The organism is Lacimicrobium sp. SS2-24 (assembly GCF_002201535.1).
Lineage (GTDB): Bacteria > Pseudomonadota > Gammaproteobacteria > Enterobacterales > Alteromonadaceae > Lacimicrobium.
On record NZ_NIWW01000006.1, the window covers coordinates 1 to 21,004 of the forward strand.

General features: G+C 50.5%; 17 protein-coding genes. 6 read left to right on the plus strand and 11 right to left on the minus strand.

The window, feature by feature from the left end; genetic code table 11:
* Positions 1-93 precede the first annotated feature (93 nt).
* From CCY32_RS10935 to cmoB, 3 genes are all read left to right on the plus strand, one after another.
* Complete coding sequence (locus CCY32_RS10935; RefSeq protein ID WP_088330679.1) at positions 94-1,404, plus strand: SIR2 family protein; 1,311 nt, start codon at positions 94-96, stop codon at positions 1,402-1,404.
* Between the two features lie 324 nt (positions 1,405-1,728).
* On the plus strand, positions 1,729-2,460 hold the full coding sequence (cmoA, locus tag CCY32_RS10940; RefSeq protein WP_088331034.1) for a carboxy-S-adenosyl-L-methionine synthase CmoA: 732 nt from the start codon (positions 1,729-1,731) through the stop codon (positions 2,458-2,460).
* A gap of 10 nt (positions 2,461-2,470) precedes the next feature.
* Positions 2,471-3,433, plus strand: coding sequence for a tRNA 5-methoxyuridine(34)/uridine 5-oxyacetic acid(34) synthase CmoB (gene cmoB, locus CCY32_RS10945; RefSeq protein WP_088330680.1), 963 nt, complete (start codon positions 2,471-2,473; stop codon positions 3,431-3,433).
* Here the strand turns inward: cmoB and CCY32_RS10950 are convergent.
* From CCY32_RS10950 to CCY32_RS10975, 6 genes are all read right to left on the minus strand, one after another.
* A complete protein-coding gene (locus tag CCY32_RS10950; RefSeq protein ID WP_088330681.1) occupies positions 3,391-4,203 on the minus strand; it encodes a transporter substrate-binding domain-containing protein in 813 nt (270 codons plus the stop codon). The two genes, cmoB and CCY32_RS10950, sit on opposite strands and share 43 nt — an antisense overlap.
* A 240-nt stretch (positions 4,204-4,443) precedes the next feature.
* Positions 4,444-4,719 (minus strand): DUF1315 family protein, encoded by a 276-nt coding sequence (locus tag CCY32_RS10955; RefSeq protein ID WP_088330682.1) that lies wholly within the window; start codon positions 4,717-4,719, stop codon positions 4,444-4,446.
* Entirely contained in the window at positions 4,719-5,111 is a 393-nt protein-coding gene (locus CCY32_RS10960; protein ID WP_088330683.1) for a hypothetical protein, read from the minus strand. The genes CCY32_RS10955 and CCY32_RS10960 overlap by 1 nt, the downstream gene beginning before the upstream one ends.
* 140 nt (positions 5,112-5,251) lie before the next feature.
* Complete coding sequence (locus CCY32_RS10965; RefSeq protein ID WP_088330684.1) at positions 5,252-6,937, minus strand: AGCS family amino acid carrier protein; 1,686 nt, start codon at positions 6,935-6,937, stop codon at positions 5,252-5,254.
* 76 nt (positions 6,938-7,013) lie between these two features.
* Positions 7,014-8,138 carry a M14-type cytosolic carboxypeptidase gene (locus CCY32_RS10970; RefSeq protein ID WP_088330685.1) on the minus strand — a complete coding sequence of 375 codons (1,125 nt, stop codon included), beginning with the start codon at positions 8,136-8,138 and terminating at the stop codon, positions 7,014-7,016.
* Between the two features lie 100 nt (positions 8,139-8,238).
* Positions 8,239-8,724 (minus strand): redoxin domain-containing protein, encoded by a 486-nt coding sequence (locus CCY32_RS10975; protein ID WP_168171493.1) that lies wholly within the window; start codon positions 8,722-8,724, stop codon positions 8,239-8,241.
* 196 nt (positions 8,725-8,920) lie between these two features.
* Here CCY32_RS10975 and CCY32_RS10980 point away from each other — a divergent pair, with 196 nt between their 5' ends.
* Positions 8,921-9,466 carry a M15 family metallopeptidase gene (locus tag CCY32_RS10980; RefSeq protein WP_088330687.1) on the plus strand — a complete coding sequence of 182 codons (546 nt, stop codon included), beginning with the start codon at positions 8,921-8,923 and terminating at the stop codon, positions 9,464-9,466.
* Positions 9,467-9,477: 11 nt separating this feature from the next.
* Positions 9,478-10,239 (plus strand): hypothetical protein, encoded by a 762-nt coding sequence (locus tag CCY32_RS10985; RefSeq protein ID WP_088330688.1) that lies wholly within the window; start codon positions 9,478-9,480, stop codon positions 10,237-10,239.
* 77 nt (positions 10,240-10,316) lie between these two features.
* Here CCY32_RS10985 and CCY32_RS10990 read toward each other — a convergent pair whose 3' ends face one another.
* On the minus strand, positions 10,317-11,780 hold the full coding sequence (locus tag CCY32_RS10990; protein WP_088330689.1) for a glyceraldehyde-3-phosphate dehydrogenase: 1,464 nt from the start codon (positions 11,778-11,780) through the stop codon (positions 10,317-10,319).
* 261 nt (positions 11,781-12,041) lie between these two features.
* Between CCY32_RS10990 and CCY32_RS10995 the strand changes: the two genes are divergently transcribed.
* Positions 12,042-12,836 (plus strand): DUF2989 domain-containing protein, encoded by a 795-nt coding sequence (locus tag CCY32_RS10995; RefSeq protein WP_088330690.1) that lies wholly within the window; start codon positions 12,042-12,044, stop codon positions 12,834-12,836.
* 20 nt (positions 12,837-12,856) lie between these two features.
* On the opposite strand, the gene gndA is transcribed toward CCY32_RS10995, so the two are convergent.
* From gndA to malQ, 4 genes are all read right to left on the minus strand, one after another.
* Positions 12,857-14,389, minus strand: a complete 1,533-nt coding sequence (gene gndA, locus CCY32_RS11000; protein ID WP_088330691.1) for an NADP-dependent phosphogluconate dehydrogenase — start codon at positions 14,387-14,389, stop codon at positions 12,857-12,859.
* 119 nt (positions 14,390-14,508) lie between these two features.
* Entirely contained in the window at positions 14,509-16,590 is a 2,082-nt protein-coding gene (gene glgX, locus CCY32_RS11005; protein WP_088330692.1) for a glycogen debranching protein GlgX, read from the minus strand.
* Complete coding sequence (glgB, locus tag CCY32_RS11010) at positions 16,583-18,787, minus strand: 1,4-alpha-glucan branching protein GlgB (RefSeq protein WP_088330693.1); 2,205 nt, start codon at positions 18,785-18,787, stop codon at positions 16,583-16,585. The genes glgX and glgB overlap by 8 nt, the downstream gene beginning before the upstream one ends.
* 1 nt (position 18,788) lies before the next feature.
* Entirely contained in the window at positions 18,789-20,993 is a 2,205-nt protein-coding gene (gene malQ / locus CCY32_RS11015; RefSeq protein ID WP_088330694.1) for a 4-alpha-glucanotransferase, read from the minus strand.
* Positions 20,994-21,004 lie beyond the last annotated feature (11 nt).

Genomic DNA, 21,004 nt, shown 5'->3' on the forward strand with positions numbered 1-21,004 from the left:
GACGTCTAAAGCTTGGCTGGCGCTCATTCTTCGCTAATTTTAGCCAAGCTTAATACGCCCCATATTGCGGCGTTATGACTCTAGGAGGGAATTTTGAGCGAGTTTTTCGAAATCGCATATGCAGCAGCAACAAATAGATTGTGCCTATTTACTGGTACTGGATTTTCTAAAGCTGTTTCCGATAATGGAGCTCCAAGTTGGCAGGGGTTATTGGAAAAACTATGTGACCTATTGCCAAACCCTGATGAAATGAAGGAGTCACTATTTCCTGAAGATAAAGCAGCGCAACTTAGTTTAGAAGAGGCTGCTCAGGTTATCTCAATTAAGCTTTCTGCTGTTGGTAAAAATATCCATGAAGAGATCGCTGAATTGATAGTGGAAATAGAGCTCGATGATGAAATAGAAGAAATCCAAGAGTTTTTCTCTAATAGGTCTTTTAGGGTTATCACCACTAATTATGACAAGTTAGCTGAAAAGTTAACTGGAGAGAATAGTTGTCAATCGATTACTCCTGGAAGACCCATACCTAGGTCTTCTGCTAACGTAAAGGTTTACCATGTGCACGGTTCTGTCGATTCGCCAGAGAATATGGTGGTCACATCTGAAGATTATTTTAGGTTTATAAACAGCGATTCTTATTTCTCAAGAAAGTTGAGTACAGTGCTACATGAAAATACCGTAGTAATTTTGGGTTACTCACTTGGTGACACTAACTTAAAGGCAATAATTAGTGATTACAAAGGTTTTTCAAAAAGCCATGTTATTGGTTCTAATATTTTTTTGGTTTCTAGATCTGCTGTAGATCAACATGTTAAAGACTATTATTCTCATTGCTATGGCATTCGGGTTCTTGATGGACTTAACACCGAAAGGTTCTTTCGAAGGTTAAATAATGAGATTCCGAAAGTCGCTAGTATCACTGAGCGTTCACTGAGGAGCATAAGAAAAGTTGTCCATGATGGCTATCACTTTAAAGATGCTTTTTTAAAGCTGGATGACTCATTCTACAGAATTATTTCCTCTTTATCGGCCGAAGGATTGAGTCTCAATGACACAAGAGTTGTCGAAATGCTGGGTGAGGTCATTGAATCAAAGAGAGAGCTAACTCTAGAGAACAACGCTTGGGAACAATACGAGCATCTTGCTGGTTGGTTGGTGTATCTTGCATCAATAATGGAGATCCAAGGGACCTCAATGGAAGAGCAGTTTTTGGAAGCAACTCTTCGGTCAATGACCACAATGAGAAAAGAATACTACATTGGATATTCTTGGCATGCTTACAAGGCTTGGAGAAAGCGTTGGCCAGCAGTTATAGCATCTAATCGTACATTGATAAAAAGGCATATAGAAGCTAATACCAGCTGGTCTGATGCCCTAGCTATTGTAAATAGCATTGAGTCATAACAAGTGACTGTGGTCATAAGCCAACATTTGGTCCTTGCTGAAGGTCCGCTTCTGGCACTAATCAGAAGCTAGTGGACACTAATGATGAACGACCGCTGTTTGTCTTTTGATTTTGCTGCCACTGGAAAACTCCGGAATCGACTCGTGTCTTTTGCTTCTATCAACTCCCTGAAAAAGTGAACAGCACTTATCGCGGATTCTCGCCCCCCGCTGGGCTACCCTATGAAAATTGGATGACAAAGCTTCGACGGCATTCAGTCTTTGAACTCTCCATAGCCGTCGGCTAAAATGTGCGCCCGTTCAGTCCTTAAAGTCCCGGTCATGATCTCTTCCTCTAAAGACGCTATCTATTCTCAACCTGCTGAGCAGGTGACTGACTTTCGTTTTGACGAGAACGTAGCGGAAGTTTTTCCTGACATGATTCAGCGTTCCGTGCCAGGTTACAGCACCATTGTCGATGCGATTGGACAGATGGCTGGCCAATACGCTGAGGCACACAGCAACATCTACGATCTGGGCTGCTCCCTTGGCGCTGTCAGCTTGGCGATCAGCCGCTATGTGCAGACGCCGGGGTGTAAAATCATCGCCGTGGACAATTCTGAGGCAATGATTGAGCGCTGTCAGCGACACCTGCAAGCCTTTAAATCCCCCCTGCCCATTGAGGTTATCTGCAAAGATTTGCAGGACGTTGCGATTACCGATGCCTCAATGGTAGTGATGAACTTTACTCTGCAATTTATCCCCCCAGAGCAACGCAGTGACCTGATCAAGCGGATTTATCAGGGCATGAAACCAGGCGGGGTGCTGGTCCTGTCTGAAAAAATCCGCCATCCGGGTGACAAAGGCAATAGCTTACTGGTGGAGTTACACCATGAGTTTAAACGGCGTAATGGCTACTCAGAACTGGAAATCAGCCAGAAACGCTCAGCGCTTGAAAACGTGATGCTGACCGATAGTTTCAGTGAACATGAACAACGCCTGCATCAGGCGGGTTTCAGCGATGTGGTACTGTGGTTTAAGTGTTTTAACTTTGCCTCGATGGTGGCAATCAAATGAGGATCGCTTAATGCAGGCTTTTCGACAGTTTTTCGCGCTGCTGGCGGACTCTGAACTCAGTCACTGGCTGGAAGTTTTGCCCGCCCAGCTTGGTGACTGGCAACGACAGCACAAAAAAGACCTGCAAAAATGGCAGAAATTGCTGGACAAGTTACCTCAGCTTGAGGCGCACCGGCTGGATTTCAAAGACAGCGTCACCGTCGGTGATGGAACCGATGTCGATGACTACACCCGTCGTCAGATTATCGGTCTGCTGATGCAGTTTAAACCCTGGCGCAAGGGGCCTTTTCATTTGCACGGTATTCACCTGGACACCGAATGGCGTTCTGACTGGAAGTGGGACCGGGTGCGTCCGCACTTAAGGTCTCTGCGCGGCAAAAAAGTGTTAGACGTTGGCTGTGGCAGTGGTTATCACTTGTGGCGGATGCACGGTGAGGGTGCCGAGCTGGCGGTGGGTATCGATCCTTTCCCACTCTTTCTTATGCAGTTTCTTGCCATCCGCCATTTTCATCCCTCACCCGCCGTGCACATGCTGCCTCTGGGTATAGAACAGTTACCGGCACTCAGGGGCTTTGATACGGTCTTTTCCATGGGCGTGCTGTATCACCGTAAGAGCCCCATCGATTTTCTGTATGAGTTGAAAGCACAGCTTAAGCCCGGAGGTGAGCTGGTGCTGGAAACGCTGGTGGTAGAGGGTGATGAACATCAGGTACTGGTACCGGGAGAACGCTATGCACAGATGCGCAATGTCTGGTTTATTCCCAGCACCGAGGCACTCAGCGCGTGGATGCAACGGGTTGGTTTTAAAGATATCCGCACCGTGGATATCAGCACCACATCCATACATGAGCAGCGCAGTACCGAATGGATGACTAATCATTCCCTTGCTGATTTTCTCGACCCTGACGATCCAGCCAAAACCATCGAAGGCTACCCTGCCCCCAAACGTGCAGTGTTAATCGCCTCTGTCTGAGCCCCTGCATTGGCGCTGACGGTCAGCCCCCAGCGCCTGAGAATAGCGTGATACCGGCCACTCTCTTTGAGCCGGCTCAGCGCCTCACTCAACCGTTTCACCACTTTCGGCGACGTCTTCAGGCCCGTCGCCAGATGCAGTTCATCAGGAAAATCCACTACGGCGTATGCTTTTTCCACCTTGTCAGGATCAAATCCTGCCTTGGGTACTTCCACTTCCAGCCCAATGGTATTGGTAAACAACAAATCGATTCGGCCTTTAAACAGCATTCCCCAAAGCTGGTGATATTCCACACTCAGGGCCAGGTTTTGCCGGGTTTCACTGAAGCCGTTTCGGCGCAAGTATTGTTCTGCTCCGTAGCCCCTGATGGTTCCCACAACATAGTGTCGGGCCTGTGCCAGTGAATCAACCTGCACATCCTGACGCCGTTTAAGTTTTACAAAGAATGCTTCGGAGCGGTAAATCTCCCCGATCCACTGGAATTGCTTCTGTCTGACCGGGGTTTTGAGTACCGAAATCATGATCACATCAGATTGAGTGAGGCTCATGTCGTAGGCCCGCGCCCAGGGGGTAAAGTGCACATCAGCCTGAATATCGCTTTGTTCAATCATCGCCTTAACGATTTCATACAAGGCGCCGTCTTTTTCGCCTTGCTGATTGATAAAGTGATACGGGGGTAAATCTTCGGCCACAAACAACAATCGCTCGGCTGTGGCGGTGTGACTCATCCACCCCAGACACAACAGCAGCGATAGTGTTACAAACTTCATAGCAATCACTCTCGGGCATCGCTGCGACAGCTCCTGCTGAATCCGTGGCAAACAACAATGCGGACTATATGGAAATACTACAACAGTGCCACTCGGGGCCTGGATGTCCTTATTCACCGTTGCCGACAAACCTCGAGGCAGGAGCGCAAAAAACAGCCCGCGCCTGCCTGGATTTGTTCTTTATTTGTTACACAATGTAACCCGATTCCATGAGCCTGTCATCCACGACCTTCAGCGTGATTACAGGTCTTTAGCCTTAAATCTGGCAATATCTTCATTGAAGGACTGGCGCAAAGCCTGCTTGGACTTATGCACGATTTCACCGGCAGACCCGATGGTCATGTGCTCATCAGACTTCAGTACCGTGGACTGATACAACATAACCGCCTGCATACTGGTCTCGCGCTGGGCCGCAGACAGGGGCTGCCCATCGGGCCACTTTCCCGTTGCCACCGCCTCAGCCAGACGCTCATACACCTCAGGGGTCATGGTACTGACCATTTGTTGAATATTCATTATCCTGACTTCTTGATAAAAATCATGCGAACACGATTGATGATATACCACACGAACCCGATAACGGAGCAGCTAATGGCCAGATTATACTGCATCTGACCGTGCCAGAGACACAGTGCGCCCCCGTCTTTAATCAGGTTCACTGACAACTCGCAGCCCAGCTCTCGCGAAGGCCCCTCACCCCAGTATAGAATGGCAAACCCGGCAACGAACATCAGCATCGCCAACATCGACTGGGTCTGGATAGACTGCATACGTTTAAAACGATTAAAACGTTCTTTACGCAGAATATCGTCACGGCTTGCCTGACCTACGGCAAAGCCGCAATGCTGACAGCTATCAGCTTTATCAGAGATTTTTTTCTTACAGGATGGGCAATCAATCAGTGCCATACATACTCCTGTTATTCACAGTGTCAGAGGTTAAACGGGATTGATCCAGCACCGGCTACAGACGTCTCTTAACAGCACCGGAAAACGCAAACCGCGCGGATAATACCGCGCGGTGTTAAAAGTCAATCAGCGGCTATCGGCTACGATTCCGATTTACCGGAACGCTGTTTGTCATAGTCGTCCCAGTATTCTTTCACCGTCTGCTTCATTTCTTTGCGTAACAACATAATGCCAAACAGGTTGGGTAATGTCATTACCACGATGGCTACCGCAGCAAGGTTCCAAACCAGGGTGGTATCGGAAAACGACGCCCAGAAAAAGCCGGCCACGTAGAACACCCGATAAGGCATCACTGAACGCGGCCCAAGCAAATAAGTCATGGCACGGTCACCATAGTAGGACCAGGCTATGGCAGTTGAAAACGCAAATAGTAGCAAGCCTATGGAAACAATGTATTGACCATAGTCGCCGAAGTATCCCCGGGTAAAGGCCTGGGTGGTCAGTTGTGCCGAGTGAATCAGAGACTTCCCGGACACCACAATATTGTCTTTTTCAATGCGACCGTCCTGAATGTTCAGCGTACCGGTGAATAAGTCTTCCCGTGATCCCACACTGAAGACCACGTCTTCTGCCACAGAGCGGGCATTGATCACGGTGAAGTCACGGTTCAGTGGTTTACCGGAAACCACCTCAACTTTACCGTTGTAGGCCTGCACGTCGTGACCGCTGACCTCATTCAGGTACATATACAGTTGCTGCTTATCAGCGTCTTTCTGGTCGGAATAGGTACCGGCCACAATCTGCATATCCGCACGCTCGAACACATTATCGAACTTCTCTTTCCACACACCAGAGGAGAGGATCACCAGCCCCGTCAGCGTACAGATAATAATGGTGTCGATAAAGGGCTCGAGAATAGACACCATCCCCTCTGAAACCGGTTCATCCGCTTTTGCCGATGCGTGGGCAATTGGTGCCGAACCCTGACCGGCTTCATTAGAGAACAGACCACGGTTCACCCCACGGTTAAAGGCATAAGCAATGGTTGCACCGAGGAAGCCACCGGCCGCCGCAGAGCCGGTAAAGGCATCAGAAATGACCGAGGAAAAAGCCGGACCGATATTTTCGATATTGTAAAAAATGACCGCCAAAGCACCAATGACATAGAGCACCGACATCAGCGGCACGATCTTGGAGGTCACCTTGGCAATACGACGGATCCCACCAAGAATTACCAGAGCCAGCAATACGGCGAGCACCGCACCGGTGAGCATGGGCTCCAGACCAAAGGTCGCCTGCATCCCCTGGGCAATGTTATTAATTTGCGGCAGGTTACCGGTACCAAATGAGCTGATGACCGTGGCAATGGCAAACGCCACTGCCAGCCACTTCATGTTCAGGCGTCTGTCCATGTAATACATCGGACCACCTGCCATGGTGCCGTCTTCAGTTTTGACCCGATATTTATGCGACAGGGTCACTTCCACAAACTTGGTGGTCATACCCAGAAAAGCTGTCGCCCACATCCAGAACAGCGCAGCAGGGCCGCCCAGAAAGATGGCGAAGGCCACGCCACCGATATTGCCGGTGCCGACGGTACCGGAGAGTGCCGTGGTCAGGGCCTGAAAGTGTGTGGTATCACCGGGCATGCCCTTTCTATCCAGTTTACCGGTAACGACCAGCCAGGCATGCTTAAAATAACGAACCTGAGGAAAGCCCAGATACAACGTGAAGAACAAACCGACACCCAGCAAGACATAAGGGAACCAAAAGGCGCCGCCAAGCATGCCATCCAGAGAGAGCAATATCTGATTAAAGAATTCCAACACTAACCCCTTGTTATGATTATAATTTCAGTGATTATAGGCCTGTCACACTGAGGCTTTCAGGCCATGGTTTGCATTAAAGTTGGTTCATTACACCGTGAATGGCGATGAGCACGTCTTCACCGAGTCGCTTACAACGCAACGGTGACCATCCATAGGCCGCGTCCGGCAAATCCGCGTTATCTTTAAACGGCATTTCCAGCGTGTATCCCAGGCACTTGAAGCTATGCGCAATGGCATTTGAGGCCACGGTAAGATTCGCCTCACCCGGCTTATCTTTGGGATAACCATAAGTATCCTGAAATTCAGGCGTTACTGCCAGTAGCGTCTGTTTGAAGGTAGCTTCCTGGTGGGCCATTTTATCGTTGTAATCCGGGATCCCTTCGCTGCCAGCGAGGAAATTATACGGCAGCGCTTCATCGCCATGTACATCAAGAAACATGTCCACACCGGTCTGTTGCATCTTGTCACGCACATAGAAGACCTCAGGACTGTTCTCTTTGGAGGGGTGCGCCCATTCACGATTGAGGTTTATCCCTTTGGCATTGGTGCGCAGATGCCCTCTGACGGACCCGTCAGGGTTCATGTTCGGCACAATATAGAACACCGCTTGCTCGAGCAGTGAACGGGCCAGACCATCATCTTCATCGAGCAGCCGCTCAAGCAACCCCTCAACCAGCCATTCTGCCATGCTCTCACCAGGATGCTGACGGGCAACAATCCAGATAGCTTTTTTACCCTCATCCGCCTGACCGACAGTCAGCAAGGACATGTCCCGGCCATCCAGAGTTTCTCCCAGATGGCTCAGTTCACAATCAAAAGAGGTTTGCGCCCAGGCCAATAAATCGAGATGACGCTCGTAACTGTAGGGAGCAAAATAGGCATAATAGGTGGTGGCATATTCAGGGGTGTGGTCGATAGTCAGCGTATCGCCGTCAAAGCTGCTTTCGACACGGAACCATTCCTGGCGATCATAAGACGCTACCGCCTGATACCCTTGCCAGCCTTCCGGGTAGGCGGACTTGGCCAAATCTTCAATATGCAGTTTATGATTGACCATGGGCGTGGATTCGAGGCGAAAATGAAACCACTGATAAAAATCTGACTGGTTGTCTTTGCGGATCTTCAGACGGATATTGTCGGCATTATCGGCACGGATAACCTCAATATTTCCGCTATCAAAATTGCAGCTAATTCTCATTGTTTTCTGACAAGTAATGAATGACGAGGCTAATCTACCACAATCCTTTTACATTCTCATACTCTGAGCTGACTGCGCTGATCAGTCGCGTAAATTTCATTCAGGCGCCGACAGTGAACCATTCACGCAGCTTCAATCCCAATTCCGAGCTGTACCCCATATCACTGCCTACCACTTTGCCTTCTTTGTCGAGGATATAGTACGTCGGGTAGCCATATACGCGGAATTGCTGCTTGAGGCCCTCATGCCCCAACAACACATCACCGCCAACCTTATTTTGCTCGACAAACTGCCATACCTTCTCGATGCTGGCATAATCCATGGCGATACGTTTAATGCTGATCTGCTCGCTATCCAGCGTCTCAAGATTACCAATACTGAAACGACAGACCTGACACCAGGGCGCAAAAAAGTAAACGAGAGTGGGCCTGCCATCTCCTTCCACGATCGGTGCACTGCCACCATTGAGCAGTGGCAATGCGGTGGTGCTAACCTGATTGCCCCGCTCGAGTAAATCGCGGGTTTGCCACTGATAGATCCCCGCCAGTAGCAGTAACAACAAAGGCCACTGCCACCAGCCCGACATGTACTTTTTTCCAGACCTGCTCATCATCTTCACGCATTGACATCAATACTGTCACCAGACCCTGAAGGTACTGATAATCTTTCAGCAACGCAATCGCAAGTGCTGTGCGTGGCACCTTACAAATCGTTCATAATTTGCACTAAATAAATCCTCGACTACATTAATGCAGTAACCTCTGCGGCCCGGAGAAAGGACTATGGCCTCCCGCGATCTCAACGATCTGGTTCCAGCAGCAAAACACAATGCCGAAAAAGTCATCCAGGCCTGTAAACAGGCCACCGATTTTGACCTGCTAATATACTGCACCCTGCGCACTTTGGAAGAACAGGCGCGACTCTATCGTCAATCCCGCTCTCGGGCCGAGATTAACCACAAAATCGCAAAATATCAGCAGCGAGGATTTGGCTTTTTAGCCGACATTCTGGAGGCCGTAGGCCCCTGTTACGGGCCTCATGTGACCAATGCTGCCCCGGGTGAGTCCTGGCACAACTATGGTGAGGCCTGGGATGCAGTGCCACTGATAGGCGGTAAACCGGCCTGGAATTACCTTCAGGCTAAGATGTACTGGGATGCCTACGGCGAAGCAGTGCGCCAGGTTGGCATGAACTGGGCCGGTGACTGGACAGATTTTCGGGAATATCCCCATGCACAGCTGCGGCACGGCAGTAACCCGCTGAAACTGCTGGCACCGGATGCCCTCAAAGCCTGTCTGATTGACAATAAACTGCTTTCATCCACCTAAGGAGAACCCCGATGTTGCAACTTGTTGCTGCCATTCCCGGCATACTCAATGCAGTCAGTAAAGTATCAGAACTGTTCAGCAAAGGTAAACGTGCGGTGCAGGAGGTGACCGGTCAGCCCTCTGTGTCATCCACCGTTGAGGAATTACAAACGGAGATTCAACAACTCCCCGCTGACCAGCAAAACCGCTGGGCCGAGATCATGGCCAAAGAAGTGGATAAATACATTGCACAAAACGAGCGTCTGGCCATCGATATCGGCCTCATCGACAAAAATATCACCCATCATCTGAGTCAGGACGCCGCCTCAGAGATTGCCTTGATGCGCATGACCACCCGCCCATGGGCGGTGCGCTGGATGGTCTATTACGTGCTGTTTCCCTTTTTTCTGGTGCTGGTTGATCTGGTGCAGCACCTGATTGTGACCTGGCTGCCCTTTTTGAAGCGATGGATCGAACCCTTCAATGCCTTTGAATACGTTTTTGGGGTGATGCGCTTTCCTGACAACGCCTCACCCGGAGCATTAGACGCACTGGCCAGGCTCTTCACTGAAGGTCAGGGCCCTGCGACATTCGCCGGTAAACTCTATGTGGAATCCATGCCCTGGGTCGTAGGCATCATTATCAGTTACATGGGGTTGCGTGAAATTGGTAAGGCACGAGGCGTAGCGGATAAAGCCCCGGAAGGTCAGCTAAAGCAGTATTCAACCGTAAAAAGCAGTCTGCTGCAGGGAACCAGCCTGGTAGCTAATATTCGTAACTGGTTCAAAAAATAGTTGGCTTAAAGGCGGTCGTCAGAAACAACAAGGGCTCCTTACCGGAGCCCTTTTTTTATGAGAGAGTTGCGACCTTATCAGGCCAGCGTTTCTGTTGAACCTGGTAGTGTCGGCACCGGCTGACCAGCCATGTCCTGCACTACGCGCATGACCTGGCAACTATAACCAAACTCATTGTCATACCAGACATATAACGTGGCACGGTTACCCGATGCAATCGTCGCCTGTGAATCCACCACAGAGGCAAAGCGTGACCCCACCAAATCCGTTGAAACCAGTTCCGTAGACGCGGTGTAATCAATCTGATGCTGTAAATCAGAAAACAGTGCAGCTTTGTGCAGGAATTCGTTCACTTCATCGCGGCTGACTTCCTGTCCCAGATTCAGGTTGAGAATGGCCAGCGATACATTCGGCGTAGGCACCCGAATGGCATTGCCGGTGAGTTTACCAGAGAGCTTAGGATAGGCTTTTGCTACCGCTTTGGCGGCGCCGGTTTCCGTGATAACCATATTCAGTGGTGCTGCGCGTCCGCGTCGTTCCGCTTTATGATAGTTATCGATGAGATTCTGGTCATTGGTGTAGGAGTGGACTGTTTCCACATGGCCATTTTCAATACCAAAATGCTCATCCAGCGCACGTAACACTGGGGTAATGGCGTTGGTGGTACAGCTGGCAGCAGAAAGAATATGATCTTCCGCGGCGATGTCTTTATGGTTAACGCCATACACAATATTCTTGATATCGCCTTTACCCGGCGCCGTCAGCAACACTTTTTTGGCACCTTTGGACGACAGATGCTGGCCGAGGCCATCACGGTCACGCCACATACCCGTGTTATCAATGACGATTGCATCATTGATGCCATACTGGGTGTAATCAACCTCTGTTGGGCTGTTGGCATAGATAACCTGAATGTAGGCACCGTTAGCCTTAATGGCGCTGCGTTCATGATCCACGGTAATACTGCCGTTAAAAGGCCCATGCACAGAATCACGGCGCAACAGACTCGCCCGTTTTTCCAGGTCCCCTTCTTTACCACCGCGCACGACAATCGCCCGCAGACGTAATTTATTGTTCCGACCATGACGCTCAATCAGTAACCTGGCCAACAAACGACCAATGCGCCCGAAACCATACAGCACCACATCCTGCGGCTTATGGTCATCGTCTTTGTCCACGACTTCTGCCAATTCATCGCGCAGATAGCTCACCACATCGCGACCGGCGGCTTTATCGGTAAAGTGATAGTTGTAGGCCAGCTTACCTAAATCAATCTGAGCCGGCGCCAGCTTCATCTCACTGAGCGCTTCGAGCAGCGGCCAGCTTTCGCGCAAACGCAATTTGTTGCCCGTGTGCAAACGCACCATACGATGAGCCTTGATAATATCGATACTGTTTGCACCCAGCAGTGGTCTGCCATACAAATTGATCTCTACCGCTTTATCCCGATATAACTTGCCCAGCAGGGGCTGCATCTTTTCTGCATATTCCTGTCTTTCCTGCCAGCTATTCAGTAATTCTTGCTCATGTTGGTGGTTCATTCACTCAGCCTTTACGTCGTTACGGTTGATTAAGGATCGGTGGTGCAATGCCCGTACTGCAAATTAAAATCCACTCATGCCGCCACAGGTTTTTCCGCGTGCAGCGCCATTAAATGGATTAAGTACTTGGCATTGTCAAAAGCGGCCGCTATTTTAATGAAACACCAGGCCCTAGCCAAATTGTGATAAATTTTCACTATTAGGACTAAATGCCTGTTTAGTGTCCATTTGTCGGTAATTTTTCTTCATTTTGGAGTGCCTATGCACAGGGCCTTATTCCCGCTTTTACTGGTTTTACCGCTTACGGCCTGTGACGGCATGGGCACCAAAACGGTAAAAGAGATTTGTGAGCAACAGCCTCAGATGTGCTCAGATCTGAATCCGGATAGTTGGTGTAGAGCAGAAAAGGCGCTGATCATCAAAAACCGCTTTATGCAATCACAGGCTCCCACCGATCGGCGCACCTATGAACAACTGCTTAACTTTGAAGCCTACAAAAAATGCATTGCCAAGGCGTCGCAGATAGAGCACATAAAACTTAAAGAAAGAAAGTCTGATCGCGTCAAAGGACTGTTGACAGCGGAGCGGGAATTGAAACGCCTCGCCAGAGAAACTCAAGGTGTTGATAGCCCTCACCTGCTCTACTATCACTGGTCTCGCTTTCAGAATGAAGAGGCGCTGCGGGGCTTTCTGGCCTATGAAAATACCGCGCAGATGGAGTATCCGGAGATGCAGGTTGCGCTGGCTTCCTACTACATCAAATTCGATCGGATTAAAGCCATTAACTTGCTATATCGCGCTTTGGAGCTGTATCAGGAAGACGAGACCATCGACATCGAAATTTTCCGCAGTCTGACCAGCCTGTTTATGAAAGAAGAGCAGTTTGACTGGGCATATTTATGGGGCTACGTTGGCCGTGACTTCGGTATTGAAGATCTTAACCTCACCAGTATTGAGGTCATTCTTCATCAACAATCCAAACAAGCCGGTCCGATAGAAGACAAAGCCGAAAACATCATTGACCAGCTCAAAGATGGGCGCTTTGAAGCGCCCTGACTGTAATTAACTTTCAAAAATTATTTTTTAATTTGTACCTGAGGCTGTCCGGGTGAGGCCCATTCCACATGGAATTTGCGCCCCTCAGGCTGATCCACTCGTTCATAGGTGTGGGCGCCAAAATAGTCCCGTTGCCCTTGCAGCAAATTAGCAGGCAACGTCTCACTGCGGTAGGAGTCATAATAATTCAGAGCAGAAGACATGGCGGCGCAGGGAATACCCATTAATGTGGCATCGGCCACTGCCTGGCGCCAGTTGCGCTGGAAGGCCTGGATCTGGCTGGCAAAAAACGGATCCAATAGCAGATTCGCCAGTTCATCATTGTTGCTATAGGCCTGAGTGATAGACTGCAAAAAGACTGCCCGGATAATACAACCAGCCCGCCAGATTTTGGCAATTTCGGCAAAATCCAGTTTCCAGCCATGCTCTTTGCTGGCCATGTCCATCAGCTGAAAGCCCTGAGCATAGGCACATATCTTGGAGCAATAGAGGGCATCCTGCAGGTTGGAAACAGCGTGTTGTTTCTGCTCATCAGTGAGCTTAACCGGCTCCGGCCCTTTTAACATTGTGGCTGCATGAACCCGCTCTTTCTTCAGGCTCGAAATACTGCGGGCAAATACCGCCTGCGCAATAGTTTGCGCCGGACTACCTACCTGCAACGCGCTGACCGCCGTCCACAATCCCGTGCCCTTTTGTCCGGCTTTGTCCATGATCATATCCACCAGCGGTTTGCCGGTGTCATCATCCTGCTTATCCAGCACTTCGGCGCTGATCTCTATCAGATAACTATTCAGTACACCCTGATTCCATTGACGGAATATGGCAGCAATATCAGACGGACTCATATCCAGCCCCTGCCTCATCACCTGATAGGCTTCACAGATAAGCTGCATATCAGCATACTCAATACCATTGTGAACCATCTTGACGTAGTGACCGGCACCCACAGGCCCGATGTAAGTGGTGCAAGGCTCCCCTTCTGTGACCGGTTGCCCGGGTCCCTTAGGGGGAAGCGGTTTGCCCGTTTTGGCATCAACCTTCGCGGCGATGGCCTCCCAAACCGGTTTAATCCGTGTCCAGGCATAGGGGTCACCGGAGGGCATAAGCGACGGGCCAAAACGAGCGCCGACCTCACCACCGGAAACCGCCGTTGAAAAGAAAATAAACTTGCCTTTGTAATGCTGTTCCCGGGCCACAGAATCAGTCCACAGACTGTTTCCGGTGTCCACCACGATATCGTCGGCGCCAATACCGGCATCAATCAGATGGTTACAGACATGGTCTACCGGTTCACCGGCCGGCACCGACACCACAATCAGATGCGGCGCTTTAAGCCTTGAAAGCAGTTCGGTATAGGAACGACATCCAATGATGCGCGCAGAGAGGTCGCCCCGTTCGGCGCGATCCTGTGCCAGAATGCCATCCACTTTTGTCTGATCCAGATCGAAGCAGGCGATACGATAACCGTTGTCAGCGAGGTTCAGGGTCAGATTCTTCCCCATTACCCCTAAGCCAATAAAACCAATATCACAAAGCTGCTTATCGTCTGTCATCTGCGTATCCTGTTTATTGTCATCTGCCCCTGACGGGGCTGAAATTGCGGCGGATTATATACCTAAGCTACCTGAAAATACCAGTTTCGGCGCCATTCAATGATAGGGACAATAGCGGCTTAGGCCTCATCCTGTACCCGCTTTGCCGTTTTTTCGCACGCGAACAGACACAGGCTGCGATAAGCCAGATTAAAATGCCTGCGATAGCCTTGCAGCGTGCCCTCAGGAGGCGTTTCCTGGGCCGTGTCGAGCAATAAGTACCATTGTGTCTCTTGCGGTAAATGAAAGTCCACATCCTGCTCACTGGCATTAAACAGCAGTAACCAGTGTTCCGAATGTTTGCCTTCACCTTTTAATTCGACGGCAAAGGCCTGATTCCTCTCGTCGTGCCAGTCATCCACCACTTTTCTTGCACCGTCCGGTCGGTACCAGCCCACTTTCTCCACATTATATTGATTACTGTAATCATCATCATGCAGGTTGAGATGGCTAAGCAGCTCACTGTTTTTGCGCAGTCTTATAACTGCCTTGCAAAAAGCCAGGAAATCACTGCCACGCTGACTCAGCCGCCAGTTCCACCAGCTGATCTCATTGTCCTGACAGTAGGCATTGTTATTCCCCTTTTGAGTGCGACTGAGTTCATCGCCGCCGAGAATATGGGGCACCCCCTGAGAAAACAACAAGGTGGCGAAAAGATTGCGCTTCTGACGGGCACGCAACGCCAGGATGGCCTCGTCCTGCGTGGGTCCCTCCACACCGTAATTGAAGGACAGGTTGTGACCATGCCCATCCCGGCTTTGCTCAAGGTTTTCTTCATTATGGCGCTCGTTATAGGACACCAGATCATGCAACGTGAAGCCGTCATGATAGGTGATCATATTTACCGAGCTGTGAATACTACGATGGCCCTTGTGGAAAATATCGCGCGAGCCCAGCAACCGCGTGGCAAAAGAACTGGTCATCCCCTTATCGCCGCGCCAGAATGCCCGCACCTGGTCACGATACTTATCATTGCACTCATGCCAGTGAGAGGGAAACTGCCCCAGACGATACCCCCCCATGCCAATATCCCAGGGCTCTGCAATCAGGCGAACCTCCCTGAGAACCGGGTCTTGGCGAATCGCACGCAAAAGCCCTGACTGCGTATTAAAGTCATAAGGGTCACGTCCCAGACCTGCAGCCAAATCAAAGCGGAATCCATCCACCCCCATCACCTCGACCCAATAACGCAGCGCATCGAGCACCAGCGTCATCACCACAGGATTGGCCGTATTAACTGTATTGCCACAACCAGAATTGTTGAGATAACGCTGAAAGTCCGGAATACCGAATTCGTTTTGTTCAAACAGGTAATAAGACTGATTATCGAAACCTTTGAAACTCAGCACAGGCCCGTCATGACCGCCTTCTGCGGTGTGGTTAAATACCACATCCAGAATCACTTCAATGCCGGCCTGATGCAACTGGCGAACCATGGTTTTAAACTCACTCACCGGATCGGCAATGGCATACCTTGGCTCAGGGCTGAAATAGTTAACCGGGTTGTATCCCCAGTAATTGGTCAGTCCTTTTTCGGTAATGTAAGGTTCTGGCATAAAAGCAGCAACAGGCATGAGCTGAACAGCCGTCACACCGAGGTGTTGCAAATGCTCAATGATGGCTGGGTCACACAAGCCCAGATATTTGCCCCGGTGCGCAGGGTTCACCTCTGGATGACGCTGACTGATGCCCTTCACATGCACTTCATACAAAATCAGATCCTGCTGACTATGACGGGGACGAAGGTGCACCGGATATAACTGTGCAGGCTCACACACCACGGCCTTGGGCAGCATAAACTGACTGTCGCCCTTGTATTGCCGGGCATTCCAGTCCATCGCGCGATTCAGACAGCGTGCATAAGGGTCAATCAAAAGCTTGTGGCCCAGCGTTTCTTCAGCGGGCTCCTGTTGCGCTGATGTGTTTACCCGGTAACCATAGAGCATGCCGGCTTCAACCTGACTCACGTGACAATGCCAGACCTTGCCGGTTTTTACCGGCATAGGTATCTCAAGCAGGGGTTCTTCGGTATCGCCATGGAAAAAACAAAGCATGACGTTCGACGCCTGGGGGGCGTGAACCGCAAAATTACAGCCCCCGTTCATCAGCGTCGCCCCAAGGGGAGTTGGCTGCCCGTCGGTAATGGAGTAATGCTCAGTCATCGGCATCAAAAACAATATACAAAGTTGCCAGTGGTGGCAGGTTGAAGCAAATCGAGTGCTCGCGTCCATGCCAGGGCTGCGTATCGGCAGAGCAATGCTCATGCACCTGATAATCACTGCCCCAGAACTCTGCCGCATCTGTGTTTAACAACAGTCGATAGCGACCGCTGTCCTCTACACCGATACGAAAATGCTCTCTGGGAACCGGAGTAAAGTTGCTGATAACATAAACTTTCTGCCGACCATTGGCTGATTTACGCATGAAAGACAGGACGCTTTGTTCAGAATTGTGATGATCGATCCATTCGAAGCCATGGGGCTGATGATCACATTCATACAAGGCCGGTGTCTGACGATACAGGTGATTCAACTGGCGGTAGAGTTTCTGCATGCCCTGATGTTTCTCAAACTTCAGTAAATGCCACTGAACCGAACTGTCGTGATTCCACTCCGCAGACTGACCAATCTCATTGCCCATAAAGTTCAGCTTTTTACCCGGATGGGCATACATAAAACCAGCATAGCAACGCTGGTTCGCTGCCTGTTGCCATTCATCACCGGGCATTTTTCGAAGCAATGATCCCTTGCCATGTACCACTTCATCATGGGAGATGGGCAAAACAAAATTCTCATCAAAGGCATACACCATTGAGAAGGTCATCTCATTATGATGGTAACGACGGTAGGAGGGATCTTTCGTAATATAATGCAAGGAATCATGCATCCAGCCCATGTTCCACTTAAAGCCGAAACCCAGGCCACCGTCAAATACGGGACGGGACACTTTGGCAAAAGACGTCGATTCTTCGGCGATTGTCATGGCATGGGGGAAGGCTTTATACACTTCTTCATTCATCCACTTTAACAAGCTGATGGCTTCATAGTTGTGATTGCCGCCATCGACATTGGGTACCCATTCACCTTCCTCGCGGGAGTAATCCAGATACAGCATCGATGCCACGGCATCGACTCTTAGGCCATCAATATGAAACTTGTCGAGCCAATACAGGGCATTGGCCACCAGAAATTGGCGCACCGTATCCTTACCATAGTCATAAATACAGGAGTTCCAGTCGGGGTGCCACCCCTTGCGTGGGTCTTCATACTCATACACATGGGTGCCATCAAACCGGGCTAAGCCATGGCCATCCTCAGGAAAATGCGCCGGTACCCAATCAATAATCACGCCAATGCCTTGCTGATGGCATTGATCGACAAAGTATTTGAAATCATCAGGATCGCCAAAGCGACTGGTCGGGGCGAACAATCCTACGGGCTGATAACCCCAGGAGCCGTCAAAAGGGTATTCTGAAATGGGGAGCAGCTCCAGATGGGTGTAACCCATTTCTTTGACATAGGGGATCAGGCTGTCTGCCAGTTCACGGTAGCTCAGATAGACCGCTTCATCTCCCTGAATCTTGCGTTTCCAGGAGCCTAAATGCACCTCATAGATGCTCATAGGTTGCGTATATTTGTCCGATGCGGCCTGCTGGCGCCATGCCTGGTCCTGCCACTGATACTGATTATGGTCATACACCAGTGACGCATGGGAGGGATACTGATCGGCATAGAAGCCGACAGGATCCGCTTTGTGGGGTAACGCATTGCCATAGCGGTCTTTGATCTGATATTTGTATCGCTGCCCTGCATCGACCCCGGGTACAAACAATACCCAATATCCCAGATCCGTTTTTTGCATCGGCAGAACAGAGCCATCCCACCAGTTAAATTCTCCAATCAGAGACACGGAGGATGCATTAGGCGCGTACACTGCAAACCGGGTACCGGAAACCGGCTTCGTGTTTTTCAGTTCCAGTTCAATTAACTGCGCGCCCAATTGGTTGTAGAGGTTCTGCGGCTGATGATCCACAAAATGCACGGCATGGTAGGCCTGATCACGGAACTGATAAGGATCAATGCGCCGGTAATCCCCTTCTTTGCTGGCCACCTCATAATAATAAGGCGCAGGCGGCGTTGCTGTAGACAGGGTCAGGCTAAACAGGCTGCTGTTACGCTGTGCTTTGGCGTCGCCAAGTAAGGCGTCGTCTTCCAGGCTTCTGACCTTCACGGTTTTTGCACCGGGCAACCACGCATTGATCACATAGCCGGTATCGGCCGGTTGCGGCCCAAGACAGGCAAAGGGATCGGCACATCGAGCCTGCTCAAGTTGTTCTATTGTCGCTGCCGCCTGCACCATCCTATTCTCCCTCTGCTGCTTGTTGTCTGCGTTCGGTTAATCCTCTGGCCAGGCCCTGAAGCGCCTCGCTGGAAAACACAGACTCCAGCGTCTGGGTGAGTTTACGTTGCCAGTTTGGGTATTCTGAACTGGTACCGGGTACATTTACCGGTTTCTCCATCTCCAGCCAGTCTTCCAGTTGCAGGCTAAGCAGCGCACTACTGCCTGTTGCCATGTGCAGCTGCAGACCATGATTCAGCTCCTTACTCATTCCCACATCTTGCACATAGCGCCCCATCCAGTCTGGTACGGAGCCATGACCGTGCAGGGTATCCAGAATCCGCTGCTTATTCTGGTGACGGGTATCGTACAATTCCTGCAATATCTCATCAGAGGGGTAGAGATCCAGCTGCTTGCCCAACTCCAGATCCAGGCAATGCCAGTAACCGGTCAAAGTAGGCATGTCATGGGTTGTCAGTGTCGCCATCGACTGCTCAGGATAATGAGAAGGCGAGTAAAAGCCCCCGTCCTTTGCCTGCTCGAAAAAGAACACCCGATAAGAATAAACACCATTGGTGGCCAGAGTCTGACGGATTTCCTCCGGCACGGTACCGAGGTCTTCACCGATCACCAGCACCTGGTTTCGCTGACTTTCCAGCGCCAGAATGCCGAGCAGATCGTCCACCGGATAGTACACATAACTGCCTTGCTTGGCGGTGTTCCCCTTAGGAACCCACCATAACCGCAAAAGCGCCATCACATGGTCAATCCGCAGGGCGCCACATGACTGCATATTGGAACGGAACAGGTCGATTACAGGCTGATATTGCTGGCGAAATAATTGCCGAGGATCCATCGGCGGCAAGCCCCAGTCCTGGCCCAGCGGCCCTAAAATATCCGGTGGCGCACCAACGCTGGCATCGGTAGCATAGAGCGCGCGATTACCCCAGATTTCAGCGCTTCCTTCACTGACGCCAACGGCCAAATCCCGGTAAATACCGATACACATTTTTTTATCCTGAGCCACCTGATGCGCCTGTTCCAGTTGCATCGCTGCCTGCCATTGCAAGAACAGATAAAAGGTAATGCGTTCATTGTTTGCCTTTGCAAACTTTTTCACGGCCGGTAACGGGTATTCCTGTAACGCTTTAGGAAACACTGGCCATCCCCAGTGCTCCTTGCCCTGATGTTTGAGGTGCTCCTGTAAAGCATCGTAACACGCCAGCGTCTGCAAGCTGTCGCCGCCCGCCTCTACAAACTCCTGAAACGCACGATGCTGACGGGTATTACCATTCAGGTATTGCTGATGGTAGTGGCCGAATAATAAGTTGAGCGCTTCCAGTTTCAGTGCCGTCACGCCCTGATAATCAACGTAATCGACGCTGCGCAGGTGACTGAGCCGACCCTGAACCTCGGCACTGTTAAACCACTGCTGAATCTCAGGATGGTCAAAGCCCTCGATTGCCGTCACATCAAGGTAAATGAAGTTCAGCCAGCGTCGCGATGATGGACCGTAGGGGCTGCATGACTCCGGGTTGGCGGGATACAAGGCATGAATGGGGTTCAGGCCGATAAACTGAGCACCTTGGTCGCTGGCTTTGTCCAGCAAATAACAAAGGTCACTAAAATCACCGATACCCCAGTTTTTTTCAGTGCGCAGACAATAAAGCTGCACACTGAGCCCCCATATTTTCTCACCCCGTTGTATCGCGTCGGGTTTGTAACAGGCTTGCGGCGCAATGATCAGCCGCATACTGGCGATTTCGTCATTATCATCCGCCAAAAGGCGCAGTTGATGGTATCCCAGGTCAGTGGACAGGTTGACATCGACAAGGTATTCCTGGAATTCACCGTCCTCGATGTGGGTGGCATCGATAAGCTCACCGTCACTGGGTATGAAGCGCTGTTCAGACGCATCCCCCTGTTCTGTATCGAGGCGCAGGATCATCTCGTCATTGACCAGCTCAATGGGCAGACGCAGGGCGATCACCACTTTCTCGTCCTGGCGTTTCACCATCACAGGATCAAGTGGCTCCAGCCATACCTGCTGCGATTCCTGCGCAAGCTGCTGCTGTAGACCGGTCTCATCCTGAAGATCGTAACCCATGGCTTCAAGAATCCGGTGTTTGCTTTGTGACGCCACTTCCATGGGCTTACCCCAGGCATCAATATAATTGGATTCAATGCCACGAAGCTCGGCGAGTTGATCAGTTAAGGATACTTTCATCAATTCTTTAC